This window comes from Thermodesulfobacteriota bacterium (genome assembly GCA_035559815.1).
Lineage (GTDB): Bacteria > Desulfobacterota_D > UBA1144 > Nemesobacterales > CSP1-2 > DATMAT01.
The window spans coordinates 11,480-36,347 of the sequence record DATMAT010000035.1; the positions used below are offsets into that span (position 1 = coordinate 11,480).

Genomic DNA, 24,868 nt, shown 5'->3' on the forward strand with positions numbered 1-24,868 from the left:
TCCCACCGCTTCCAGGGAAATTTAGTCGGTGGATAATATTAATCTCCCCATCCTTACCCTTTATCTCCATTTGATGCACACTGCACATCAAATACTACACCCCCCGCAAGGGGGAAGGAGTAAAAATTGGAATTTTACCAATCCAACCATCACATATTTCTTCTCTTCCACCACACGGCGATACCGGTAACGAGTACAATTACCGGAAGAACAACAACCGTTAAGGAAAAAATTATCTTCAACTGGTCTCCGGTGATAGCCAATTTTCCTTCCCGGGCCATCCTGGGCCGGATGGAGATCAATTCTTCATCCCCGGCGATCCAGCTTATGGTGTTAAGAAAGAAATCGCTGTTGCCGGAAAAATTGAAGAACCGGTTGGACACGAAATCTACGCTTCCAAACACAGCTATTCTCGTTTTCTCCCCAATTTCTGCCACGGCAGCCACTCCGAGCGGGCCGGGCTCGTCGTCCGAATCCTTCTGGGCAACCCCCTGGTCAAAAAGAGCCAAATCCTTTTCCGCCCAGCTATATTCGCTTGTCTCGGCAATAAGCGTGGTTTTAATCCCGTCCAGGTCGACCAGGTCTATGCTCCTGGAATAAGGGAAAAGGGTAGCAAATTTAAAATCGTCGGTTATATCGTGAATCGGGTATTGAGCCACGATCGGTGCTACATCGCCGCCACCTACCAGTTTAGAGGATGGGTCGATGATGACGTTGTCTCCTAAATCAATACCGTAGCCTTTTAAAAGCGCCACTACCTCATTCCCCGACTGTGGCTCGACCAAAAATACAGCCTTTCCGCCATCTTCAAGATACTTCTTCACCGCTTCCACCTCTTTCTCCAATAGAGGCTTCTCCGGGCCGGCAACCACCAGAATGGAATTATCTTTAGGTACGGACGATTCCCGCAGGAGTAAAAGTTCCTTAACCTCGTAGCCCTCGTCGGCCAGAGCTTGGCTTAACATTCCAAACCCATCCGGCTCTGCATTATTTTTGATATCCCTTTCCCCATGACCGGTCAGGAAAAAGACAGTCTTTTTGATGCCCCTCGATAGTTTTATGAGCGCATTGGTTAATTCCTGCTCGGCGTTTTTGACGATACCGCCGGAAATAAGGTCTGATAATCCTAACTTAATATTCTGCTCTCCACTGACCAGAACGACCGTCCCATACTCATTCACGTCGTAGCTCTTTGCCAAACCCGGGTCTTTGTCCGGGTCGATGAAGACTACCTTTATCTTATCCGACCTCCTTTCATACTCCTTGATTAAATCCTGAAACTCCCTTCTATCGGTGCCGATCTCCTTAAAAAAGGCAAGCACTTCTATATCCTTGTTCACATTCTGGAGTGTCTTAACCGTTTGGTCCGAGACCGAATACAGCTTTTCCTGGGTAACATCCAGTCTCCCGCCCCGCTTATATGCTATGTAGTTTATGACTATCAGAATTCCAAGAACTACCAGGACAAACACCAGGGCATTGGTCCCGTGAATGAGGAATCGTTTTTTTCTCATCTCCACCTCTCCGAATCTAGTGTAACCTGGGTGAGGAAAAGACCGAAAAGGCTGAAAGATAGATAATAAACTACGTCCTTTACTTCGATCACCCCCTTGGTGAAGTTGTCAAAATGGTTAATTATGGATAAATAGCCCAATACCGAGCTATCCGCATCCGATGAAGCCCCCAGTATCCAGAAAACCAGCAGTATGCCGAATGAGATAACCGCGGCTACTATCTGATTCTCGGTTAGAGAGGAGGCAAATAGCCCGATGGAGAGAAAACTGGCCCCCAATAAGAAAAGCCCCAGGTAGCCCGAAAGCACCGGACCCAGGTCGGGGTTGCCATAAATCGCCAATATGAGCAGGTGAATCGCGGAGAGAAGTAGCATTATCAGGAAAAGCGTAAGGGCGGCAAGAAATTTACTCAGCACTATCTGCACCACCCGGATAGGTGAGGTAAAGAGAAGCTCAGAGGTGTAGTTCTTCTTCTCCTCCGCTATGAGCCTCATGGAGATGACCGGTATCATCAGAAGCAGCACCACGCTTACGGTGCCGAGATAGGGACGGACGACAAACTCATTAAGGTTTAGCTTCTCCTTAAAGAGCTGAAACCGGGGGTCAAATTGAGAGCTTATAAAGCTCTGTAAATACAGGAAAAAAAACACTCCGGAGAGTACTAAAAAAACAACCAAGATGATGTATGCAACCGGGGAAGAAAAATACGACTTTAGCTCACGTTTTAATATGGTGAAAAGAACCTTCATCTGCTCCTCAGGTTGATATGACTTTGAGAAATATCTCTTCGAGTGTGTGCGTGAGGGGGCGCAACTCCAGGAGTCCCCATCCGTTTTCGACGACGGTTTTGGCTATTACTTCTCTCATATCCACCCCGTCCTGAGACCGAATTATAAATTCCCCGGACGGGCCTTCCTCTACATCACGCACTGCTTCCAGGGCTAATATCTTCTCCCTAACCTCCGTACCCCTGTAATTAATCTTGAGAAATAAATTTTGGGCGCTTCCTACCTTTTCCGAAAGCCTATCTAGGGATTCCTCGAGCACTATTTTGCCCTCGTTGATTATGGCTACTCTGGTACAGGTCATGGTAACTTCAGGTAATATGTGGGTGCTCAGTATAACGGTGCGTTCCCCGGATAAACCCTTGATCAGTTCCCTTATCTCTATTATTTGCTTGGGGTCGAGACCGATAGTGGGTTCGTCCAGTATCAGCACAACCGGGTCATGCACCAGCGCCTGAGCTATCCCTATTCTCTGTCTATAGCCCTTAGAAAGATTACCGATTAACCGCTTTCTTACATCGGTAATACCGCACCTTTCCATGGCGTATCCGATTTTACTTTTTTTATCGCCTGCCGGGACCTTTTTTATATCCGCAACAAAGTCGAGGTACCCCTCGACGGACATATCCCGATAGAGCGGGGGATTTTCCGGCAGGTACCCGATCCTCTCCTTTGCCTGCATCGGGTACTCCTGAACGTCGAAATCATCTACATGAACCCTTCCCTCTGTCGGGGGCATATAGCCGGTAATTATCCGCATGGTGGTAGTCTTTCCGGCTCCGTTCGGGCCCAGAAACCCCAGGATCTCCCCGCGCTGTACTTCGAAGCTTACGTTGTCTATGGCGACCAACTCTCCGTATCGCTTGGTGAGGTTTTCTACCTTGATCATGTTTAGGAATAGTCTAAAAAATTAAGAAACAAACTTAATCAATGAGGATGGGTTGTCAAGGGTAAATATTTTCTGCCGAAAAAGAAGTTTTTATTCCTAAGAGCCTTCTCCGAGCACATTAGCTGAACTCAGTGTAAAAAAGAGTAAACTCCTCTTTTAAGATTTCTCCCCTTCGACGAGCTGGGTCGAAATGACAAAAGAAGAGGTGGTCGTAACGGCATCTTCATTCTTGCCATTCCGAAACGAGGAATCTCAAACCATAACTTAGGAATATTACCTAAAAACTAATTACCAAACACTAAACACTACTCACTAAGATTTCTCCCTCCTGTCGAAATGACAACTCATATAATAGCCAGGATTTAATCAAACGGACAACGCCTTAGCAAGTTGTATCTAGTAGAATGATTTCAGTTTTATAATGTCACTCTGGAGCCCTTCTTATATGACGGAACCCACGAGCGGCTTACATTGTCATGCCGAGCGAAGCGAAGCATCTAATACTATATAGATTCTTCATCTTCGATTGAGAATGACAGCGTTGAAAGAGATAACTTATGCTTACATTGACCGAAATCTCAAATTCTGACCATTATAATCTAAGAGTTATTAAGTAACCTATATCGGCTAGTATGTTTATGGTTTACTATCATACATTTTGTGATATTATTCTTTTGTAATTCCTAGCTATAAACAATATATGAATCCTTAGGAGAACTCTTAAATAATCATGAATATATGGAAGGACTTTCATGGCCCCAATGCGGGTTATATATTGGAGCTTTATGAGCGGTATCTTAAAGACAGAGATTCCGTAGACACTAAAACTAGGGCGTTATTCGACCAATGGAAGCCGGAGACGGACGGTCTGCCCACGGCGCAGACGACGGATGTCAGGAAGATTGTTGGTGCAGTTAACCTAGCCCAGGCAATTCGCACCTACGGCCACCTGGACGCTCAGCTTGACCCGCTCGGCAGTAAGCCACCAGGCGACCCATCCTTGGATATTAATACACATGGCTTGACCGAGGAAGACCTTCGTCAACTCCCAGCCAGCTTGATTGACACCCCGCTGTCGGAAAATTCGGCAAATGCCTGGGAGGCTATAGAGAAACTGCGTACCGTGTATTCATCCACTACCGGATATGACTTCCATCATATCCATGCACCGGAAGAAAGGAAATGGCTCAGGGAGGCCGCTGAATCGGGCCGTTTCCGGCCGCCTAAAGACCCTATTGCCCCTAAAACACTCCTTGAACGGCTGACGCAGGTGGAGGTTTTCGAGCGCTTCCTGCATCGTATCTTCCCGGGAAAGTTTCGTTTCTCCATAGAGGGCATGGATATTTTGGTGCCGATGCTGGACGAGATGATCGGCGAAGCCGCCGAAGCCGGTATTCACAACATCTTGCTGGGCATGGCTCACCGGGGGCGTCTGAACGTAATGGCGCACGTTCTTAACAAACCATACACACAGATATTGGCCAAATTCAAAGACCCGGTACAACAGCGGGACTTTCATGACAGCCTAGGCTGGACCGGAGACGTAAAGTACCACGAGGGGGCTAGACGAGCGGTCAGAAATGGCAAGCAAATCGACTTGGTAGTTACGTTGGCCCCTAACCCCAGCCATCTGGAGGCGGTCAATCCGGTGGTAGAAGGCATGGCCCGTGCGGCAAGCACCTACGTGAACAAGCCGGGGGCGCCCGCGTTTGACCATACCGTTAACCTGCCCATATTAATACATGGCGATGCCGGCTTTCCCGGGCAAGGAGTGGTTGCGGAAACCCTAAATCTATCCCGCCTGCCAGGCTACTTCACCGGCGGCACAATCCACATCATTACCAATAACCAGTTGGGTTACACCACCACCCCCCAAGAGGGGCGTAGCACTCTTTATGCCAGCGACTTGGCGAAAGGATTTGAAATCCCCATCATCCACGTCAATGCCGACGACCCCGTTGCCTGCATCGAGGCGGCTAGAATGGCCTTTGCCTATCTGGCCCAATTTCAGAAGGACATTTTGATCGACCTGGTAGGGTACCGACGTTTAGGCCATAACGAGGCGGACGAGCCCGGTTTTACTCAACCTTTGATGTACCAGCAGATTGAAAACCATCCTACAGTCCGAGAGTTGTGGGCAAATACGTTAATCGAGCTCAGTACAATAGAGAGGGACTGGCCGGAAGAACTAGTGAATAAGTACACGGCCGAACTCCATAATGCGCTGGAGACGTTTAAACCCGAAGAATCGATAGACCCACATTTATCACCCCCTCCTCCGGGTGCGGCTCGGAAAGCAAAGACATCTGTCCCAGCGGATTTACTCCGCGAATTAAACGAGGCTTTGATCAAGACACCGGAGGGTTTCACCATTCATCCAAAATTACGCCGGGGCAGGGAGCGAAGAAGAAAGGCGCTTGAAAACATGGATGAGCCCTCCATAGATTGGGGAATGGCTGAGGACCTTGCTTTAGCCTCCATCTTGGCCGACGGAATTGCCGTTCGTTTCACCGGCCAGGATACCGAACGAGGAACCTTCAGCCACAGGCATGCCGTCCTTCACGATGTGAAAACCGGCAATAGATTCATACCACTCCAATCTATACCCCAAGCCAAGGCATCTTTCGAGATACATAATAGCCCTCTCACCGAGAATGCGGCGATTGGTTTCGAGTACGGTTACAACATTCAGGAACCGGAGAGATTGGTAGTATGGGAAGCCCAGTACGGCGATTTCATCAACGGCGCTCAGACGATGATTGATGAGTTCTTGGTGTCGGCGAGGTCCAAATGGGGGCAGACACCGTCTCTGGTGTTGCTTTTGCCCCATGGATACGAGGGGCAGGGCCCCGACCACTCTAGTGGAAGGCTAGAGCGATTCCTGCAGCTTTGTGCGGACACCAATATGCGTGTAGCCAACTGTACTACCTCCGCCCAGTATTTCCACCTCCTGAGGAGACAAGCACTTCTTTTAAAGACTGACCCGCTGCCTCTCATCGTGATGACTCCAAAAAGCCTCTTGAGGCATCCTTTTGTGGCATCATCCCTCCGCGACCTTGCCGAAGGTAGCTGGCAACCGGTTATAGATGATGATAAAGCACAGAAGAAACCGGATAAGGTACACCGTCTTATTTTATGTAGCGGCAAGGTGTATGTAGACCTGGTATCGAGCGAATTAAGGGGTAAAAACCCGGATACGGCCTTGGTCCGGGTAGAACAACTCTACCCCCTGCCCAAGAGCGAGATCAAGGAAGCGATAGGCAAATACACCAAGCTTAAAGAGGTGGTTTGGTTACAAGAAGAACCGGAAAACATGGGGGCATGGAGGTACATCGCGCCTCGACTGAAAAAGCTTTCGGGTGGACTTCCCATACACTACATCGGACGCCGCGCCCTATCCAGTCCGGCAGAGGGTTCTTCCTCTCATCACAAAGTTAATCAAGATGCCCTGATAGAACAGGCCTACAGTAAGTCAGAAATAACCCGGCTCAAGGAAACAGATATTATTTGGTTAAAAAATACCTAACTTGGAGAAAAGGAAACCATGTCCACTAACATAGTCGTACCAGAATTAGGAGAATCAGTGGTAGAGGCCACGGTACTGAGATGGCTAAAACGGGAAGGTGACCGAGTATCGGTAGGAGAGTCAGTAGTGGAATTAGAGACGGAGAAGGCCAATTTCGAAGTGGCCGCCGAGCAAGCCGGCGTACTGGTGAGGATCGACCGGAAGGAGGGCGACGATGTGAAAGTGGGAGAGGCGCTCGGTTTAATCGGAGATGCCGGCGAGCTACCGGAAAAGCCAGTTGCCGAGTCTAAGGTGGAAGAACCAAAAAAAGAATCTAAAGAAGCCGAGCAAAGGCAGGTTGTAGAAGAGCCTGGGGAACTAAAATCATCCATCAAGGTGACTCCGGTGGCTAAGCGCCTGGCTGAAGAGCATAAAGTTGACCTGGAAAAGGTCAGTGCCACCGGCCCCGGCAACCGTATCACCAAGGAAGATGTAGAAGCCTTTATTGAAACCGGCGAAGTAAAGACTAAAGAGGTTGAAGCTTCAAACGTAACACCGATTCGAAAGGATGCGGCTGAAAAAATTACAGATCGCCCCAGAACCATTTCCGAAACGGCAGTACCGGTGATTGACCGGTCGAGAAGAGAAGAGCGGATTCGCATGTCCCGCCGCCGGAGGACAATAGCCCGCCGCATGGTAGAAGCACAAAGAACGGCGGCAATCCTGACCACCTTTAACGAGATTAACATGAGTGCGGTAATGGAGCTTCGCAAACGCCGTAAGGATACGTTCAAAGAGAAGCATGGGATTGGACTGGGGATAAACTCCTTTTTTGTGAAAGCGACGATCGGGGCATTAAAGGAATTTCCCCAGTTAAACGCCGAGATTCAAGAAGATGAAATAGTACTCAAACACTACTACGACATAGGCGTGGCCATCGGGGCTAAAGAGGGGTTGGTAGTTCCGGTTCTTCGGGATGCAGACCGCATGACCTTTGCCCAGATAGAGAAGGCTATTAAGGAATATGCGGAGAAAGCAGAAAACGGCACGCTTTCTCTGGAGGAGCTAATGGGGGGCACATTTACCATAACCAATGGCGGGGTTTTTGGTTCGCTGATGAGCACCCCTATACTCAACCCACCCCAGGTCGGAATCCTAGGCCTACACAAGATCGAGGATAGGCCGGTGGTAATCAAGGGCGAGATAACTATTCGACCCATGATGTATGTAGCCCTAAGCTATGACCATCGCATCGTCGACGGGAGGGAGGCAGTACAGTTTCTGGTAAGGGTTAAAGAGCTCATAGAGGACCCGGAGTCTTTGCTGCTCGAAGGTTAAGGTTTTTATTGTCCAAAATAAAATCAGGTTCCCCTCTTTATGTTAGCTATGCAAGCGTTGTACTAACCCTATTCGTTCAAATAGCCTTTTAACCCTACTCACACTTCGTTCTAGTTTATCCTGAGCGAAGCCGAAGGACTCAGGGTGCAGAGATATTGCTGTGAATTTTCCATGTCCTTCATGGTGAGCCTTTCGAATGCGCTCAAAGCCTGTCCTGAGCTGGTCCCCGATCTAATCGGGGAAGGAATAAACTCAGTCGAACCATGAACCCTTCGTCTTAACCCCCCTTGCGTTTCCCCCTCAGTAGGAGGGGAATTAAAGAGGGGTTGCCTCTTCGTTGTCCGTCATTGAAGTCCTTTGATTACCGTCAGGCCAACCCTGATAATCAATCTCTTATTTTCGACAATTTTGCTATTATACAATATTAAAATTAATCAGAACCGGGAATCACCATTCTCAGTTCCGCCCTCGGTGTATATTTTCCTGCCAATAATTATCGGCGTGTTCTTCCAGGTCCATCCCCAGGAGGTCAAGCCACCATAGCTTGATATCGTTAGCGAGGACGCGGTAGATCCCGCCTTTAAGAAAGCGACGAGGCGAAGTTTTCATGGTATCACCAATAAGCGCCAATTTACCTTCCCGCTTCATGGCTCTACAAAATGATAGGACTCTAAAATTCTTCGCGGCGGATAGCCTCCCAGTATCCGGAATATACCTGCCCGAACGAAAACACCCTGGTCACCGTAATATAAACCGGAAATCCGGTAACGTATACGATTAACCAGTTCCACTATCCGTAAGCCAAATGCACCCCCATCCAAGGCGAATTCAAATGCCCCTCCTACTATATCCGGGGCTTCCAAAGCGGTTTGAATCGCTTTGTCGTAACCCATGGGAGGTATGGTATCCGCATCGAGAAAAAGAAAGACATCGCCAGTGGCGTAAGATGCTCCTTTATTGAGGGCATGGGCACGGCCAAGCATTTTTGGCTCAAATGAAATTAAAATAACCCCGAGCTCTTGCGCTATAGCGATGGTACCATCGGTAGAGCCGGAGTCTACCACGATGATCTCGTGGCGCTTCCCTAACACGGATTTTTCCCTGGCGGAGAGAACCGTTGCCCGAAGGTACTCGGATTCATTCAATGTTGGTATGATAACACTTAGTTTCATAGAATCTCACTATAAATGACCATTACCTACACGATCTACTATTTTTCATTTAGATGCCGGGCTCCAGTTATATTATTCATATCCAGGCAATCGGAGAGAGAACACACCAACACGAGGAGGCATTAAATGGATAAAGCAGTAATTATCATCAACGAAGCCCCTAGTAGCATGAGAGCTTGGAACGGATTCAGGCTATCTGCCGCCTTGGTCGGAGTCGATATGAAAGTGGAGCTATTTCTCTTGAACGACGGGGTATACTGCGCCCACAAAGGTCAGACGCCGCCTGAAGAGATCTCAGGCCAGAACACCGGGGCAAAGATTAGAGAACTATTAGATATGGGAGTGCAAGTTACACTCTGTACTCAATGCGCTCAAACGAGAGGGATTACCGAGGGTATGGTAGTTGAAGGGGTAGTTTGGGGAAGTATGGTAGATCTTGCGAAATCCATAAAAGAGAGCCAGAAGGTAATCAGTTTCTAGTAGTAGGGGCACGCTGCAGCGTGCCCCCTACATTTTGATTTTATTCAGATAACTTCCATAGAAAGCCTTTTCAATCTCTCCACCCTCTCTTCAACCGGCGGGTGTGTGCTGAAAAGACCGGCCAAACCGCCTCGGAGCGGGTTCATGATGAACATATGTGCCGTCCCGGGGTTGGCATCGAATGAAATTCTTTGAGCACCGTAGCTAATCTTCTCTAGAGCACTGGCCAGAGATAAAGGTCTCCTGGTCAAACGTGCTCCGGTTTCATCCGCTTTATACTCCCTGGCCCGGGATATGGCCAGTTGTATAATGAGAGCGATTATCGGCGCCAGTATGATAGTGGCGAGAGAACCGGCCAAACTTCCGTCTCCCTCTTCATCGCCGCTTCTTCCAAACCCTCCGAAAATAAGCGCCCATTGAGCCATATTGGCCAAATAACCTATAGCGCCGGCCAAGGTAGCCGCTATAGTGCCGATGAGGATATCCCTATTCTTGATGTGCGCAATCTCGTGCGCTATAACGCCCTCAAGCTCATCCGGTTGAAGGAGCTTAACGATCCCATCGGTTACCGCTATGGCGGCGTTATCCGGACCTCTACCGGTAGCAAACGCGTTCGGTGCTGGATTAGGAATCATATAAACTCTGGGCATCGGTATTCCGGCCTGCATCGCCACATTCCTAACCATGTTATGAAGCCCGGGTGCTTCCTCTGGAGAGATCTCCTTAGCACCATACATGGCCAGAACGATCTTATCAGAGTACCAATATGATATAAAATTGATGGCTATAGCCAGGCCAAAAGCAACGGTCATACCCGCCTTTCCACCAATCATGCGCCCTATCAAGACAAAAACCAGGGTTAAAACGGCCAGCAAAAAAGCAGTTTTCAAGGTACTGGACATAATGACTTTAATGCCTCCTGTCTATCAAAGAGTAAGCACTAGAAATGTAACCACTGTTTCATTGGTGTCAACGCTCAAAGCCTTTATACCCCCCCCTGTCTCTCCTTACCCCTTCACCAAGCCTATGCTGAGTAAGGTCGAAAGAGTTAGGATGGGGTAAATGAAAATGAGCGTTCCCTTTTGGTTCCCCCTGCTTCAACTCCTCACAGGATGAGCCGATAGCCCCGTTCGTCCTGAGCCCAGTCCCCCGGTTCAACCGGGGGAAGGGCGAACTCCTCAAGAAACCCCATCCTTCGATGAGACTCAGAGCCTGTCCCGAGTCAATCCCCGATTAAATCGGGGAAGGAATGAGCGGATTTACATAAGTTGATAATGATTAGTGAAATAAAAAACTGTTCCCAGCGATGCAATCCCTTATTTTGGGTAAGTTTGATTTCTCAGGAAACATCGGCAAGGTCGAGCCGCTCACCCCACCTCTTTAGCACCTCACCAAACAACCCAGGGTATCTAGAAAGCGTTGGGTCCTCTCTTACGATCTGAAACGCATCATCCCTCGCCTCGACCAGGATCCTTCCATCGCGAATCAAGTCCGCAAACCGGAATTCCGGAAGCCCGGACTGTTTTGTTCCAAGAAAGTCCCCCGGACCTCGGAGCATCAGGTCAGCCTCGGCTATTCTAAAACCGTCAGAAGTTTTCTCCAGTATAGAAAGCCTTCTCTTCGCATCCTCAGTCCTCTTAAACCCGGAAATAAGAATACATATGGATTCGTGCGCACCCCTTCCTACCCTACCCCTCAATTGATGAAGCTGGGATAGTCCAAATCTTTCCGCATTCTCCACCACCATGACCGTAGCATTAGGAACATCAACACCTACCTCAATAACCGTCGTTGAGACCAGTATGTCTATCTCATGAGAAATGAATCTTCTCATTATTTCGTCCTTCTCCTCCGATTTCATTTTTCCATGGAGAAGCCCGATTCTAAGCTCCGGAAATATGTCGTTCTGTAACTCTTCAGCCATCTGAGTAGCATGCTTTAAATCCTTAAAATCCGGGCTCTCCGATTCCTCTATCAATGGATAGACCACGTAGACTTGCCTTCCCTTCTTAACCTCCCCTCGAACGATATCATAAGCCTCAGCCCGCCCCCCTTTTTCCTCATAGAGGACCATTGTTTTTATTTCTTTTCTATGGGGAGGCAACTCGTCTAATACAGAAACATCCAGGTCCCCATAAACGGTCATGGCCAGTGTCCTGGGTATAGGAGTTGCAGTCATTACCAGCACGTCCGGGCTATTGCCCTTGCTTCTCAGCTTGGCCCGTTGCATCACCCCAAAACGGTGCTGCTCATCAATCACTACAAAGCCAAGGTTCTTGAACCCTACCCCTTCCTCTATCAATGCATGGGTACCCACCACAATCTGCGCCTCTCCTGATTTAATTGCTTCAGAGTAAACGTCCTTCTCCTTTTTGCTTAAAGCGCTTTTTAGAAGAACCACTCGGAGCCGGAGTTCCTTTAGATAATGGAGAATCGACCTTAAATGCTGTTCGGCCAGTATTTCCGTGGGAGCCATGAGAGCGGCTTGATAGCCGCACTCAACCGCCTTAACCATCGATAACAAGGCTACGATCGTTTTCCCGCTTCCTACGTCACCCTGGAGAAGCCTGTTCATGGGACTTCCGTTCCTCATATCATTCTCTATCTCGGAGAGTACACGACTCTGAGCACCAGTTAGTTGGAACGGAAGGCTCTCCAGCAGCTTTTTCGTCAATAAGCCGGTCGGGCGAAATGGAATCCCGAACATCTTAGAGACATCCCGCTTCTTCAGGGCAAGCCCCAATTCCATGAGCAAAAACTCGTTGTAGGAAAGGGTTCTGTGTGGAACCGACTCATAAACAGAGACCCTGTTAGAAAGGTCGACAACATGGTCAGAATCTCCGGGAAAGTGAACCCGGGACAATGATTTGCCAAGGTCAATCACATTTCTCCTTTTCTTTAAGTCGGCAGGGATAGAATCTATAACATGAGGGCAGTAATTATCCACGATAGTTTTCATTATTTTTCTCAGCCGCCTTTGCTTTATGCCCTCGGTCAACGGGTAAATGGGGACTATTCTATTAAAATTAAGGAGGTCTTTCTCTACCGTTCCGTCGTCTATAATCTCTACGTCCTCTGGTCTAGGATGGGTAATCTGGAGTGAGCCGTCGTATTTCCCCGGAGTCACATCGCCGCTCAGTATAAGGGTTGTGCCTTTCTTGTAAATAGACCTCAAATATTTCTCGTTAAACTGAAACCACACCAAGTTGATCGTGCCGGTCCCGTCGGATAGAACCACCTGAAAAATCTCTCTCGTCCTTGTTCTTACTTTCCCGGAAAGTATTACCTTTCCGGTGACGGTCTCACGGCTCTCCGGCCTAAGCTCGGAAATCTTCTTTATTCGCCTCCTGTCCTCATATCTCTTCGGAAAATAGTAAATTGCGTCTTCTACATTTTTTATGCCTTTCTTCATCAGTATCCCGGCAACCCTCGGGCCGACTCCCTTAACGTATTGAATTGGTATCTGAGAAAGGTCTTTATGGTGGGGGATTATTCTCTTTCCCGGGGAGGCCGAATAGGCGGATGAAGACGAGGGGGCTTCATCTTCTTTTGATTTCTCCTTGTCCGGCTCGGCATGCCCCAATGAATGCTTTTCGGTGTGAAAGCTCTTAAGATAACCGCTATTTCTTTTTAACTCGGTGAGCAACCTAAGCGAATCCTCTATAAGTTCTTTTTTTTTATCCAGCTCTAATTCATCATAACCGGCGAAGGACTCTCTCAGGGACTTGAGCATATCGATTTGTCGGAGAGGCAAGCTGAGTGATAGAGCCTTAAGGGTTAAGGCCTCTACCAATTGGTCAAGGTGTTTTACCTTGCCGATATTTTGAAAATCGTTTTTGAATACAAACCGAAGGGGTTTTTCGAGCCTCTCCAGCACGTTTAAGAACTCTTTACTCATTATTATGAGTTTACTGGGTTTTTGATTACGATTTCAAGCCACTTCCGGCCAGATGACTGGAAACGAGACTGTGCCATAAGATGACTATGAAAATTGTTCTTGCATTATAATTAACCCTGTCTGTCCGGGAGGTTTAAATGCTTAAGCGTGTATTGCCCGCGTCGGTTATGCTCCTGCTTCTGGCCGTGTCGGTTGCATCTTCCGAAGACTCGCCGGAAGCGGTGTATCAAAAATATAGCGCCGCTATACAATCAAAGAACCTGGATGAATTGGATAAGTACCTTAGCAGCCAGCGGCGGGAGGAATTAAACGAAGAGACTCCGGAGGACAGGCAAAAGATGATAGAACTGATTGCCGCATTCATGCCCAAATCGATCCGCATCGTGGAGCGGCAAATCTCCCCAGACGACAAAAAGGCGACTCTAAAGCTCGTTGGCATCGGCGGCATTTCCGGCAAGGATGAAGTGTTCGGCAAGGTCACTTTGGTCAAGGAAGATTCGGAATGGAAAATTAATAGCGAAGAATGGTCTAATAACGAACCCTAGCTTTAGAAAGTTGATACCCTGACCAAACCTGTCCAAAATAACGGATTGCTTCGCGTGGATCTGAGGTAATGAGAGAGTCCTTCACCTCCGCTCAGGACAGTCTTCGACTCCGCCGCTCGTCCAGTCCAGTCGAAGGATGAATTTAAAACGTGGTGTTCGCCCTTTATTTCATTAATCATTTTGAGTAGTTGCAAATCCGTTCATTCCTTCGCAGGAATTTACACTGAGTTTATTGAACATGCTCAGGGTTAATGGGTTCTTATCTCTCTTTTCTAGCGGATGATAATCGGCTCATACTCAGTTTAATCGAAGTATGAATTTAAAATGTAAGGAATTCACTCTTCCCCCGATTTAACCGGGGGACCTGCGCTCAGGGTGAACGGGGTTATCGAATGATTGCCCAATCCTCGTGAGTCCTGAGTTTTATCGAAGGGCTCACTACAGGCTTTGATGAAGTATCTCTCCCGAACTAATTCGAAAGAGCTGGTAAGAAATCTTAAACCTCGGCATCGGCAAGATTTCTCCTCCCAGACCAGGATGATAGCGTATATCTAGGCAAAACTTATGTTGACATTGCCTGAAATCTCAAATCCTGATTATTACAGACAGTAGATTTTGGGTGAACTCAATCGAGCATGTGCTTCCGTTGGAATGACCTCTTGGGGATCACATCGATTGATTATCGATAAACCGCCTCATGCTTCGTATGCTTTTCCCTGAGACTTTCCATCCGTTTTCTTGGCAGCCGGATTCTTCCTGAAGGATTTTCTTTTCGACCCTTTCTTCTTCTCTTCTCCGCCATCCTGAGCCGTTTCAAGCCCATCCCCCTCTTCACCCGGAATATCTTTGAGCCGCTTTATACCCCTGCACTCAGGATAGCCGGTACAGCCCAGGAATTTGCCGTATCTGCTGGTCCTCACTACCATCGGTCTCCCACATAAATCGCACTTTATATCATCCCTGACTTCCGGTTCCTTTTTCTCTTTAATCCTTATTTCCCCATCATCACCGTATTCAAACTGTTTTGCATTCTTACACTCGGGATACCTAGAGCAAGATAGAAATTCACCCCTTTTCCCCCACTTGATTATCATCTTGGCGCCGCACTGGTCGCAATCTATATCCGTAGGCACCCCCTCCCGTCTCAAGCTCTTCATCGAGACCTCAGCCTGTTTTAACCTCTTGCCGAACTCTTTATAGAACCTTTTTAAAAGCTCGGCCCAGTTTATGTTCCCTTCTTCCACCTCGTCCAGTTTCTCCTCCATCTCTGCGGTGAACTGAACATCCATTATCTCCGGAAATCCCTCAATCAAGAGGTCGCTCACCGAACTGCCTAGGATGGTCGGCTTTAGCCTGCTTTTCTCCTTAACGACGTATCCCCTGTCCTGAATCGTGGAGAGTATAGTGGCATAAGTAGAAGGGCGGCCGATACCCTTTTCCTCTAGCTCCTTTACCAGGGAGCTTTCCGTAAACCGGGGAGGTGGCTGGGTGAAGTGTTGGTTGCCCTCCAGAGCAAGCAGTTTTAATTCCTCCCCCTCACTCAAGTCCGGAAGCCTCTTCTCTTCCTCTTTATCCTTGGCTTCCTCCTCTTCTTCCTTCCCTTCTAAGTAGATTATGGTAAAACCGGGAAACTTGATCACCGAGCCGGTGGCGCGAAATATCCCTTTTCCAGCCTCCACCTCGACCGTTGTCTGGTCGTAAATAGCCGGATTCATCTGTGAAGATACAAACCGTTGCCAGATTAGCTTATACAACTCAAACTCATCTTCGGCCAAAAATGGCTTGACCCAATCCGGGGTTTTTGCAATAGAGGTAGGTCTGACCGCCTCATGGGCATCCTGGGCAGATTTCTTGACCTTGAAGATGTTGGGTTTCTCCGGCAGATAATCGGAACCGTACGCCTCCATGATATAGTCCCTGGCCTCGGCGATTGCATGGTCTGAAACCCTTACCGAATCCGTTCTCATGTAAGTAATGAGTCCGGTCGGTCCCTCGTCTCCCAACTCCAAACCCTCGTATAGTCTTTGCGCAATTGCCATCGTCTTTTTCACCGGAAATCTGAGCTTTCTCGACGCCTCTTGCTGGAGGGTGCTGGTAATGAACGGAGGAGGAGAGGTTCTAGTTCTCTCCTTTCGCTCTACCGATAGCACCGTGTACTTCTCATTCCTTAAAGCCTCAACAATCCTTCTGGCCTGATCCTCGTTTTTTATCTCTACCTTTTCGCCGTCGTACTTGGCCAGAGTGGTAACAAACGGCAGAGCATCATCCGGTAGTTGTTTTACCTCCGCTTCGATCGTCCAGTATTCCTCGGGCTTAAAAGCTTCTATCTCCCGCTCTCTCTCTACCACCAGCCTGAGCGCTACACTCTGTACCCTTCCGGCACTGAGGCCGCCCCTCACCTTCTTCCATAATATGGGGCTCACCTGGTAGCCAACGAGACGGTCGAGTATACGTCTGGCCTGTTGAGCCTCGAACCGGTCACGACTCAAGGATGTTGGTTTTCTTATTGCTTCAAGAATTGCTTTCTCGGTTATCTCATGTATGAGCACCCGGTATGCCCTATCCTTTAATTTCAACCTGTCCACAATATGCCAGGCTATTGCTTCACCCTCCCGGTCCGGGTCAGATGCCAGGTATATTTTTTCAGCACCCTTTGCCGCTTTTTCAAGTTGGTTTAAAAATTTCTTCTTATCCTTTATGACCACATAATGAGGCTTGAAGTTCTTCTCGATATCCACTCCTAGCTTGCTGCTGGGGAGGTCTACCAGATGCCCCGACGATGCCTCGACATTGAAGTCTTTACCGAGATACCTTTTGATTGTCTTTGCCTTGGCCGGGGATTCAACTATCACCAGAGATTTAGCCATTCGCCTCTAACCTCCTCACGCCGGTGCTTCTTTCTAAGATTAAGCACTGCGAAGTACCCTTTCAATCAGGTTTATCATTTTACCTGAAATTCCCGCTAGTCAACCCTTGGATCAAGAGTACCTACCCTAAAACAGGACATACCGACGCATCAAATGGTAAGGTGCATGAAACGATTATCTTTTTAGTCAACAGATGACAAATTAGGGACGAGCACCCTCAATAATTGTCCACTCTCGAGAAACCGATACTCCGTTCCAAACGCGGCTTTTTACCAATTATCCTCATCCATCAGCTCTAAATTAGCCGTAATTATAATTAAACACGTATAAATTTTGCAATCTGAAAATGAAATATTCTAGAAACCGATTGCTTTTCAGGTGCTGGTATGATAATTGCAAGAATATCAACCGAATAAACCACGATAGTCTTCTTGAAGAACATGCAATTAGGGTATATAGCCATGAACTCAAAAGAAACAATCAAGATAGTGCTAGCCTCTAGCTCGAGGCTATTCATCGAAGGGATAAGAAGGATTCTGGCAGGGGAAAAAGAAATAGAGATCGTGGCCGAGGTCTCGAATCCAGATGATATCCAGAAATACACCCTTGAATTAAAGCCGGAATTCTTGTTTATCGACAATAGAATGCTTAGCATGGACATCCAAAAGTTACTAAGCCTAATCAGTAAGAAGCTCCCGGATGTTTATTTTATTGTGATGAACAATCAAAGTGAGTACCCTCCTGAGCTAGACTTGACCAATATTACGTACGTAACCAAGGAAATGGACTCTTCCGATCTTATAAAAATAATAAAGAAAGGGAAGAGCTTAAACAGAGCAGGCTCGGGCAAGGCTGATAAGGTGGGCGACAAAATTACTAGGATGGAATCGAAAGTTATCGAGTTGATCGCCCAAGGCTACAGTAATAAGGAGATTGCAAGTAGACTTTCGATAAGCGAGAAAACAGTGAAGGCACACCTTACAAATATATTCGTGAAACTTAACCTGGAAAACAGGTATCAGCTTATAGTATATGGAGCCCAGCATAAACGGAGGGCCAGGTAAATCCTTTCCACCCTTTCTCTTCGCCCCCAAAAAATTATAAAGAATGATTCAAGCAAGAGCCACAGAAACTACAGGGAACAGCCTAAATCCAACATCAAATCAGCAATGTAATAAAATCGGACGGTATGACATTGACGGGATGTTAGAACCGCGGCTCCTACTCCGTATAAACTCGTATATTCGTCGTGCAGCCCTATATTCACTTTAATGTGCAGCCGGAAGTATTCACTATGGCAAGGTCTCGTTCGTCAACCGCTTGGTCGCCCCCCTCTATTATGCAATTGCCGGAGGGGTTGACCTCAACGCCGGAAGCTCCGGTTGCCAGAATGCCGTCCTTTCCGGCGGTGATGAAAATGTCAACGCCAGATAACCTGATGGATGAGTCGTCTTTTGCGTGGATGCCGTTATTCTCGGCCTCGACTGACAGGGTTGGAACCGCTACCGCCTCAAGAGATACGTTGGCAAAGTCCTCGCCAACGATGCCGTTTCTGCAATTCGTAATCGTAAGGTCATTGACATCGATATTAACATTTGAAGTCCCGGTAGCTCTTATGCAATCGTTTCCTCCTCCGTCTATGGTAATGTTTGCTCTTTCCTCATCGAATCTAAACTGTTCAGATTCCCTGGTGCGAATGGGGCCGCTCAATATATCAAACCTGTTAATCTCTACCGCAGGCGGGTCGAGCGGCAGCAACGTAACATCCAGAGTAACATCACTATCTGGTGTCACTGTAACTAGAGTACTGGTAGCAAAGCTGGATGTCTCAAACCGGAGAGTCACGTCTCCCCCGCGGGGAACCATTACCTGAAAATCGCCCTGTGCATCAGTGGTATCGCTGTCCACCTCTGCCCCGTCCTGAAACGCAACGATTAAAATGCCATCACCGGATTGGGCCTTGGCCGGTTTTGTAGGATTAAAGAAATCATAGAGCAGAGCTAAGATGACGACCCTTTCCTCGGGCGCCTTCTTGGCACTGGTATCTTCGACAACTACATTCCCGTTTATGACCGTTTGCCCCAATCGTCTCGCTTCGTTACTATCAGAGCAGCTTATTAACGTGGTCGACAGGGCCAGGGCCAACACTAAAACGTTTAAAGCCTTTGATAAATTTTGCATGTCAATCCTCCTTACAATTTGGTCTTGAAGTTCGAATACCGATCAACTCAATACATTTAACTCCTCTTCAACCGGGAAAGTTACGGGAGACGCAAACGTCCGTACATACAGGTAGGCGGATTCAGGTAATGCCCAGTAACGTTGACAATAATTTTTATTCGTGAGATAATTGGAGCTTAGAGTGGTTATGAATGTCCGAGGGCCCGACAGCGTTTACATGGATTATAGCGAGTCCTTTTTGCCATGCTGAGCCCTTTGACCGTGCACAGGGTGAACTTAAGCGAATCATCTAAATTCATTAGAAATTCCTCTCCGCTTTGCGGCTCTGGCACGATAAAAATCACCGAGGAGGAAAACCTATGCCATTTTCTTTGTCCAAAGCAAAAAGTCTCATATTTTTCCTATTAATTTTTAGTTACTCCGAATTATCCTTGGGGCAGGAAGAGGGTTACACAATAAGCCAGTTACAAGCAAATTTCGCCCAGTACGTTCAGGATTCTCTTCCCGGGATTATAAAAGCGGAATGGAAGTCCCCGTTAGACCTTTGGGTAATGGCCGACGGGGTGGACAAAAATGCCGCAAAAAATATCGCTCTCGACGTGATTTATATGTCCAAGACCGAGCTAGGTCAAAGCTTTTGTATCCACGTCCACGACGGGGATTATATAGACCTTTCCAAGATTTGCTGGTCCGCGCCGTGAGCACGATTACCAAGAGCAATCTCGCGGAAGCGGAAACGGTGAGAGTCTTCATAAAATTCAGAAATAGGAAAACAGCTTACTTAGCCTTTCTCTTCGCTTTTTTCTTTCGCACTTCCTTCTTTTCCCTTTTAGTAAGCCAGTAGTCCATCACTCTTTTATCTATATCCTTTTCCCCCTCGGCTGGCTCATCTTTTTGCGCTATGTGACTTTTCCGTTCCTCTGCCATATACCCCACCTCCGAATTAACACTATTTCATCCTCCTCCTGGCCCAAAATAGACTCATAATTTTATTTTACCCTCCTTGGATTAATATCTAAAGGTTTATCCCTAGCCTCGACCAGTGCAACGCCAGATTACCACCGCATCGGCAACGTCAGAAGCTTTATCCGGAGCCTCCGCCTGTATGGCTTTCATTATTCGTCCTACATACTCCAGGGACTCGGGCTCGTCGGTGCTTACCAGCTTTTGATTGCGGAGATTACAACTTTTCATCTCCCAATATTGAAGCATAGAAGTAACCTTAAGACCCCGATTCTTTAAACGCTCGGCCAGACTCGGCCCGGCCAGCGGATCGGAATTCCACCTCACCTCTTTCATCGCATGAAAATTCCCGACCAACACCAGCACAGGTGTACTACCAATCAATTCTAAGATTTGTTTTTCCATCCATTCATCACGGTCCAGGGAAACTATGTGGGGCTTGTCAATAGCTCGGACTTTCAAACACTTACCTCTCCAGATTTGTTCTCGGAAAGATACCAGCATCTCACGGTAACCCGGATGGTCGATGAAGCCGCCCAATGGGATTGAAGAAATGGGAAATCGGTCTGGTATCCATTTCCCTTTGAAGGCCCTGTCCAAGAACGGCTGCTGGTGGGAGGCGATTTCCAGACCTACCGTAAGGCAGCGAGCGTCTTGAAGATATTCCGTTACCGCGTTAGCAACGAATTGTGTTGATTCAGGGCGCCTGTGTGTCTCCCCCACGATGACTACATCGTTAGCCCTAAGGACCTGGGTCAGAGAGAATGAGGCCGCGCTAATGGGAAAAGCAATAATGAGTAATGTAAATACAAATGCGGCCTGGATCATCATGTTCGCCCAAGTTTATATTCACAACGTCTGAAGAACAGGAATCAGTAGCCCCTTCGGCGGGAGCAGAATCCTGAAATTATGTGATTGTCTGTCCAGTGATTCCCCAAATTTAATATTATACTGGATAAAGCAGCCTCGTTTAGCAAGTATATTCAACTTTGATCCAAATAAATTCTTTAGAGGCTTGATATCAATTTTCATCTACAAACGAAATACCTAGTTGCCGTACTCTAAATACCAGGATTACCCGATTGAATCCTCATCTTATCCCGCCGAGACTTATAGTAAAGCTAGGATAACTAGGTTAGAAGAGTAAAATGAGGAATGAAGTTCAGGTTCTCTACCTAGTGTGTCTACAGCGTCAGAAACAAAACATGGTGGGATGAAATCTATCAGGTTAAGATTGAACCCGCTGGGACGTATGATAGTTAATAAAATCATACCCGGATTTGAGTATGCTCATTGTAACTTAGTGAGCAAGGAGGTTAGCGGAGAAATGGCCATAATCATAACCCCTCTTACAATTAATTCAGACGATGAATTCAAATTGTCATTATTTTGGAATGAGAAAAAAGAAGAGTATAGACAAACCGTTTACTGGGGCGTCTATCTCAACGATGAGCTGATATCGTATACTTCGAGTAAACAACTGGCCGAAAAAACGAAGTTATGGATGGAAAATTGGCTAGAACGCAAGACCTAAGCTTAAGCATTATTCGAAATTAAAAAACGTATATAGGACATTTTTGGGAATGGCTTCTGGTTAGAATGTCAGTAGGATAAAGATTCAGGGTATTACCCGCCGGTAAAGAACTAATCCATCGGTCAAGGTTACCTAATCTTCCCATTCAAAATGAAACTCTCCGTGGCAGAGCCACGGGGCATCTAAAATAAAAAGCTGATTGTTTCTACTATGATACTCTGTACCTGCTCGCCAGTTCATTTGTAAGAGCGCCATCCTTACCCCGATTAAATCGGGGACCGGCTCAGGGCAGGCTTGGCCCGATTTCTCATATCCTTGAATTACGTCGATATCTTCATTTAGAAGAGAATCTAACAAGATAGATATTATAGAGGAATTTGACCAAAGCGGGCAAAACGGCAATGAGAACGACGGCTATGATGACAAAAATAAAGTTATTTTTAACCAGCGGAATTCTGCCAAAAAAATAACCCCCCAGGACAAAAGTCAAAATCCAGGCAACACCCCCGATAATGTCATATGCAGTAAACCGCTTGTACGACATACGCCCAATACCGGCTACGAATGGTGAGAATGTGCGAATAAACGGTATGAACCGAGCAATAATGATCGCGTTTCCGCCATATTTTCTGTAGAACTCATGGGTTTGAGTAATGTGCTCCTTGCTAAAAAAGAGAGATTCTTTCTTCTCGAGGGCCTTAGGCCCCAAAAAGTACCCTAGCCAGTAATTTAGATTATCCCCGGTAATGGCGGCGGCGCTTAGGACGATGATTAACCACTCCACATCCAGCAAGCCCAGGGAAGCAAATGTACCCGCGGCGAATAGGAGCGTTTCTCCAGGGAGAAACGGGGTAATCACCACCAGCCCGGTCTCGCAGAATATAATCACAAAAAGAAGCATGTAGGTCCAAGAGCCGTAATCACGGATGATTAATCCGAAATGTCTGTCCAGGTGAAGAAGTATCTCGACCAAATCCTTTACTGATTCCATGACCAGCTCCGGTCAACCGTTATGGTTTCATATTTTGTTACACGTCGTGCTCAAAAGTCTGACCCCGATATGTATAAAATAGCTTTGCTCGAAAGTCATTTCCTTACTCCTATCATCCTGAGTATTAGATCATATAAAGAGTTAGAATCGGAGGGACTGATTACAAACGAGACTTTAGTTGAGACATCTAAAATAAAATAACTGAAAAATACGCTTATTTGTACTTTGCCGTCTATCCTCGATATCGAAAAGCGCCTACATTTTTCCATTATACTGCCTAACGCCATGGAATCTACCTACATGATTGCCGTACGTAAAATACAGGGATTCCGTAATTGATATGTGCTCCAAGATTTGAGAGAATAAGTATTATACGTCTAATTAAAAGGCGGGATGCCGACTTATATAACCGAAGGAATTAGACATAACCTTTCGAGCTGAATAATAGTAAACCTTGAATTAGCAAAGGAGGAAAAATGGCACAAAGACCGATATTAAGACAAGACGTCGAGGAACTAAAGAACGACCTTTCCAAACTGGGTAATGACTTATCTGTGTTAGCCAAGCGAGTAGTTGAAATGGGCCGGGAGGAAACAGTCTCGGCCAAAGAAAGTCTCGATTTGGAGGTTCGAAAATTACTCCAAGAAATAGGCACCTTGCTAGACGAAACGGGTAGGAAGGGTAAGATTGCAGCCGAATCGGTACAGGAAAAAATAGAAAAAAAGCCTTTCATGAGCTTACTGGTAATTTTTATCTTAGGATTCATCCTAGGAAAGATATTGGATCGCAAATAGGAAAATAGTGAGCAATTAGAATCCAAGAATTATCTAGAATAAAAACGGGGAGGAAGGGTAAATGAAGCATCAAGGGATAACCGATATCGAAAAAGCTTTGCTTAATCCAGTCAGCGTTTTTGATACACCCGAAGAAGTGCTCCATGCTAAGGGCATATCGAGGCGGCAAAAAATCGAGATTCTACGCCGTTGGGAGTACGACCAGAGGCAACTACAGGTAGCCGAGGAGGAAAATATGGCTGGCTCACAAATAGATATTCTAGGGCAAATTAGAAAGGCTCTCAGACAACTCGATGCCGAAATAAATAGCGAACACTCCCCGTCAACCAAGCATGGTGGAATATAGATTATGAACGAACTTGATGGAAAGTGGCATTTTCTTCTTCATTAAAAAGGCAGTAGACCAGAGGATTGCCTGTTTTGTAAATGTCAACATTAGATATTACAGACAGCGTCAGTAAAAATAATATCGATTTACAGGCGATTCCCAGACTGTCATTCTGAATACCATGACTTAATCAATAATACCCTCCTTCGTCCTGAGTGGTGAGCTTGTCAATAATCCCGTTCGTCCTGAGCACTGTCGAAGGACGAACTCCTTATATTCTAAATTCATACTTCGACAGACTCAGTATGAGCGGATTTACATCCGCTGGTAAAGAGAAATAAAAATGCCCAGAATGACAAACAGCTTAACCTTGTGGGTGAGCATCAAAATGGTTTAAACGGCTTGTTCAGATTTAACTTCTATTGACGTTGTTCGTCTAATTAATTGCGTTAGTGTTTACGACAACGTTTATGTCCAAACCTAAAAGAAACTGCGAGTGCTTTGGAGGAAACTGGTCAACCAGCGCCAGAATTTCGGAGGGGGCGAGGAAGCTTTCCAAGGTTCCCATTCCAAATGGATTCCCCTGTCTGCTGCTTACCCCTGTCATGTATGTTCTAACTTCCTTCGCATCCTTTTTCATTTTCTTTTTACCCACAACCGGTTATTTGCAAAAAGGATGCCATTACTAATTTCAGAGCTTTAACATGCACAATCTATTGTAACCATTAATAATTTACTTTGCTTACGAAGCTTACTGTACCCTCATAAATCGCAAAAAGTCCGAGAACAAGTATAAGACCGCCTTATTTTGTCCTGGTCTTAATCTCTGATTCAATAGAGATTGTTAATAAAAAAAGCTTTATTTAAATTCGAAAAAAGCGATGACCCTCTATGTAAAAGTCGGAATTTGAAATTTCATACAATGCCGAGTCAGTTATTAGAGACACTAACCTCATCGAGGTACTCAGTGGGAAAGGAAAACTCCATTCATCAAGGGTTCTTTCAGTATGTAGGAACACGCCGTGGCGTGTTCCTACCGTGGATTCCCGTTCCATCCAAGAAAAGAGGGTTGCATCTCCTTTTC

The 24,868-nt window shown here is 46.7% G+C and carries 22 protein-coding genes; 9 read left to right on the forward strand and 13 right to left on the reverse strand.

The genetic code is table 11. The features are described from left to right. Positions 1-149 precede the first annotated feature (149 nt). Genes VNN20_10035 through VNN20_10045 form a run of 3 tightly spaced genes read right to left on the reverse strand, consistent with a single transcriptional unit; the run spans position 150 to position 3,188 of the window. A complete protein-coding gene (locus VNN20_10035; protein ID HWP92520.1) occupies positions 150-1,514 on the reverse strand; it encodes a GldG family protein in 1,365 nt (454 codons plus the stop codon). Then, the gene (locus VNN20_10040; protein ID HWP92521.1) at positions 1,511-2,263 is read right to left on the reverse strand and encodes an ABC transporter permease; all 753 of its coding nucleotides are present in this window, start codon (positions 2,261-2,263) and stop codon (positions 1,511-1,513) included. Before VNN20_10040 ends, VNN20_10035 begins: the two co-directional genes overlap by 4 nt. Before the next feature lie 7 nt (positions 2,264-2,270). Beyond that, positions 2,271-3,188 carry an ATP-binding cassette domain-containing protein gene (locus tag VNN20_10045; GenBank protein ID HWP92522.1) on the reverse strand — a complete coding sequence of 306 codons (918 nt, stop codon included), beginning with the start codon at positions 3,186-3,188 and terminating at the stop codon, positions 2,271-2,273. Between the two features lie 730 nt (positions 3,189-3,918). Here VNN20_10045 and VNN20_10050 point away from each other — a divergent pair. Both VNN20_10050 and odhB read left to right on the forward strand, forming a co-directional pair. Then, positions 3,919-6,714: a 2-oxoglutarate dehydrogenase E1 component gene (locus tag VNN20_10050; GenBank protein ID HWP92523.1), complete on the forward strand. Its 2,796-nt coding sequence runs from the start codon at positions 3,919-3,921 to the stop codon at positions 6,712-6,714. Positions 6,715-6,732: 18 nt separating this feature from the next. Next, complete coding sequence (odhB, locus tag VNN20_10055) at positions 6,733-8,031, forward strand: 2-oxoglutarate dehydrogenase complex dihydrolipoyllysine-residue succinyltransferase (GenBank protein ID HWP92524.1); 1,299 nt, start codon at positions 6,733-6,735, stop codon at positions 8,029-8,031. Positions 8,032-8,487: 456 nt separating this feature from the next. Here odhB and VNN20_10060 read toward each other — a convergent pair whose 3' ends face one another. Both VNN20_10060 and VNN20_10065 read right to left on the reverse strand, forming a co-directional pair. After that, positions 8,488-8,661: a hypothetical protein gene (locus VNN20_10060; GenBank protein HWP92525.1), complete on the reverse strand. Its 174-nt coding sequence runs from the start codon at positions 8,659-8,661 to the stop codon at positions 8,488-8,490. 14 nt (positions 8,662-8,675) lie between these two features. Then, complete coding sequence (locus VNN20_10065; protein HWP92526.1) at positions 8,676-9,203, reverse strand: glycosyltransferase; 528 nt, start codon at positions 9,201-9,203, stop codon at positions 8,676-8,678. Between the two features lie 126 nt (positions 9,204-9,329). Here VNN20_10065 and VNN20_10070 point away from each other — a divergent pair, with 126 nt between their 5' ends. Beyond that, positions 9,330-9,683 carry a DsrE family protein gene (locus VNN20_10070; GenBank protein ID HWP92527.1) on the forward strand — a complete coding sequence of 118 codons (354 nt, stop codon included), beginning with the start codon at positions 9,330-9,332 and terminating at the stop codon, positions 9,681-9,683. A gap of 44 nt (positions 9,684-9,727) precedes the next feature. Here VNN20_10070 and VNN20_10075 read toward each other — a convergent pair whose 3' ends face one another. After that, on the reverse strand, positions 9,728-10,585 hold the full coding sequence (locus VNN20_10075; protein ID HWP92528.1) for a zinc metalloprotease HtpX: 858 nt from the start codon (positions 10,583-10,585) through the stop codon (positions 9,728-9,730). A gap of 437 nt (positions 10,586-11,022) precedes the next feature. Beyond that, entirely contained in the window at positions 11,023-13,581 is a 2,559-nt protein-coding gene (gene recG, locus VNN20_10080) for an ATP-dependent DNA helicase RecG (GenBank protein HWP92529.1), read from the reverse strand. Positions 13,582-13,718: 137 nt separating this feature from the next. Between recG and VNN20_10085 the strand changes: the two genes are divergently transcribed. Further along, a complete protein-coding gene (locus VNN20_10085) occupies positions 13,719-14,126 on the forward strand; it encodes a hypothetical protein (GenBank protein HWP92530.1) in 408 nt (135 codons plus the stop codon). Positions 14,127-14,821: 695 nt separating this feature from the next. Here the strand turns inward: VNN20_10085 and topA are convergent. Continuing rightward, positions 14,822-16,993, reverse strand: coding sequence for a type I DNA topoisomerase (topA, locus tag VNN20_10090; protein ID HWP92531.1), 2,172 nt, complete (start codon positions 16,991-16,993; stop codon positions 14,822-14,824). 461 nt (positions 16,994-17,454) lie between these two features. Between topA and VNN20_10095 the strand changes: the two genes are divergently transcribed. Then, positions 17,455-18,057, forward strand: coding sequence for a response regulator transcription factor (locus VNN20_10095; GenBank protein HWP92532.1), 603 nt, complete (start codon positions 17,455-17,457; stop codon positions 18,055-18,057). 199 nt (positions 18,058-18,256) lie between these two features. Here VNN20_10095 and VNN20_10100 read toward each other — a convergent pair whose 3' ends face one another. Further along, the gene (locus VNN20_10100; GenBank protein ID HWP92533.1) at positions 18,257-19,174 is read right to left on the reverse strand and encodes a hypothetical protein; all 918 of its coding nucleotides are present in this window, start codon (positions 19,172-19,174) and stop codon (positions 18,257-18,259) included. 359 nt (positions 19,175-19,533) lie between these two features. Between VNN20_10100 and VNN20_10105 the strand changes: the two genes are divergently transcribed. After that, on the forward strand, positions 19,534-19,875 hold the full coding sequence (locus tag VNN20_10105; GenBank protein HWP92534.1) for a hypothetical protein: 342 nt from the start codon (positions 19,534-19,536) through the stop codon (positions 19,873-19,875). Positions 19,876-19,951: 76 nt separating this feature from the next. On the opposite strand, the gene VNN20_10110 is transcribed toward VNN20_10105, so the two are convergent. Together VNN20_10110 and VNN20_10115 are read right to left on the reverse strand one after the other, a co-directional pair. Continuing rightward, positions 19,952-20,101: a hypothetical protein gene (locus VNN20_10110; GenBank protein ID HWP92535.1), complete on the reverse strand. Its 150-nt coding sequence runs from the start codon at positions 20,099-20,101 to the stop codon at positions 19,952-19,954. Between the two features lie 102 nt (positions 20,102-20,203). Continuing rightward, on the reverse strand, positions 20,204-20,968 hold the full coding sequence (locus VNN20_10115) for a hypothetical protein (GenBank protein HWP92536.1): 765 nt from the start codon (positions 20,966-20,968) through the stop codon (positions 20,204-20,206). Between the two features lie 496 nt (positions 20,969-21,464). On the opposite strand from VNN20_10115, the gene VNN20_10120 reads away from it, so the two are divergent. Then, the gene (locus VNN20_10120; protein HWP92537.1) at positions 21,465-21,671 is read left to right on the forward strand and encodes a hypothetical protein; all 207 of its coding nucleotides are present in this window, start codon (positions 21,465-21,467) and stop codon (positions 21,669-21,671) included. A gap of 334 nt (positions 21,672-22,005) precedes the next feature. Here the strand turns inward: VNN20_10120 and VNN20_10125 are convergent, their stop codons facing one another. Beyond that, entirely contained in the window at positions 22,006-22,662 is a 657-nt protein-coding gene (locus VNN20_10125; GenBank protein HWP92538.1) for a VTT domain-containing protein, read from the reverse strand. A gap of 476 nt (positions 22,663-23,138) precedes the next feature. Here VNN20_10125 and VNN20_10130 point away from each other — a divergent pair, with 476 nt between their 5' ends. Together VNN20_10130 and VNN20_10135 are read left to right on the forward strand one after the other, a co-directional pair. Continuing rightward, entirely contained in the window at positions 23,139-23,456 is a 318-nt protein-coding gene (locus VNN20_10130; GenBank protein HWP92539.1) for a hypothetical protein, read from the forward strand. 61 nt (positions 23,457-23,517) lie between these two features. After that, positions 23,518-23,802 carry a hypothetical protein gene (locus tag VNN20_10135; protein HWP92540.1) on the forward strand — a complete coding sequence of 95 codons (285 nt, stop codon included), beginning with the start codon at positions 23,518-23,520 and terminating at the stop codon, positions 23,800-23,802. Between the two features lie 418 nt (positions 23,803-24,220). Here VNN20_10135 and VNN20_10140 read toward each other — a convergent pair whose 3' ends face one another. After that, entirely contained in the window at positions 24,221-24,424 is a 204-nt protein-coding gene (locus VNN20_10140) for a hypothetical protein (GenBank protein ID HWP92541.1), read from the reverse strand. Positions 24,425-24,868: the final 444 nt, after the last annotated feature.

Coding starts and splice junctions, on each gene's coding strand:
- odhB (HWP92524.1), top strand. CDS start 6,733: ATGTCCACTAACATAGTCGTACCAGAATTAGGAGAATCAGTGGTAGAG.
- VNN20_10105 (HWP92534.1), top strand. CDS start 19,534: ATGCCATTTTCTTTGTCCAAAGCAAAAAGTCTCATATTTTTCCTATTA.
- VNN20_10045 (HWP92522.1), bottom strand. CDS start 3,188: ATGATCAAGGTAGAAAACCTCACCAAGCGATACGGAGAGTTGGTCGCC.
- VNN20_10085 (HWP92530.1), top strand. CDS start 13,719: ATGCTTAAGCGTGTATTGCCCGCGTCGGTTATGCTCCTGCTTCTGGCC.
- VNN20_10065 (HWP92526.1), bottom strand. CDS start 9,203: ATGAAACTAAGTGTTATCATACCAACATTGAATGAATCCGAGTACCTT.
- VNN20_10140 (HWP92541.1), bottom strand. CDS start 24,424: ATGAAAAAGGATGCGAAGGAAGTTAGAACATACATGACAGGGGTAAGC.
- VNN20_10120 (HWP92537.1), top strand. CDS start 21,465: ATGGCCATAATCATAACCCCTCTTACAATTAATTCAGACGATGAATTC.
- VNN20_10130 (HWP92539.1), top strand. CDS start 23,139: ATGGCACAAAGACCGATATTAAGACAAGACGTCGAGGAACTAAAGAAC.
- VNN20_10075 (HWP92528.1), bottom strand. CDS start 10,585: ATGTCCAGTACCTTGAAAACTGCTTTTTTGCTGGCCGTTTTAACCCTG.
- VNN20_10050 (HWP92523.1), top strand. CDS start 3,919: ATGAATATATGGAAGGACTTTCATGGCCCCAATGCGGGTTATATATTG.
- VNN20_10100 (HWP92533.1), bottom strand. CDS start 19,174: ATGCAAAATTTATCAAAGGCTTTAAACGTTTTAGTGTTGGCCCTGGCC.
- VNN20_10095 (HWP92532.1), top strand. CDS start 17,455: ATGAACTCAAAAGAAACAATCAAGATAGTGCTAGCCTCTAGCTCGAGG.
- VNN20_10040 (HWP92521.1), bottom strand. CDS start 2,263: ATGAAGGTTCTTTTCACCATATTAAAACGTGAGCTAAAGTCGTATTTT.
- VNN20_10110 (HWP92535.1), bottom strand. CDS start 20,101: ATGGCAGAGGAACGGAAAAGTCACATAGCGCAAAAAGATGAGCCAGCC.
- VNN20_10035 (HWP92520.1), bottom strand. CDS start 1,514: ATGAGAAAAAAACGATTCCTCATTCACGGGACCAATGCCCTGGTGTTT.
- recG (HWP92529.1), bottom strand. CDS start 13,581: ATGAGTAAAGAGTTCTTAAACGTGCTGGAGAGGCTCGAAAAACCCCTT.
- VNN20_10135 (HWP92540.1), top strand. CDS start 23,518: ATGAAGCATCAAGGGATAACCGATATCGAAAAAGCTTTGCTTAATCCA.
- VNN20_10070 (HWP92527.1), top strand. CDS start 9,330: ATGGATAAAGCAGTAATTATCATCAACGAAGCCCCTAGTAGCATGAGA.
- VNN20_10125 (HWP92538.1), bottom strand. CDS start 22,662: ATGGAATCAGTAAAGGATTTGGTCGAGATACTTCTTCACCTGGACAGA.
- VNN20_10115 (HWP92536.1), bottom strand. CDS start 20,968: ATGATGATCCAGGCCGCATTTGTATTTACATTACTCATTATTGCTTTT.
- topA (HWP92531.1), bottom strand. CDS start 16,993: ATGGCTAAATCTCTGGTGATAGTTGAATCCCCGGCCAAGGCAAAGACA.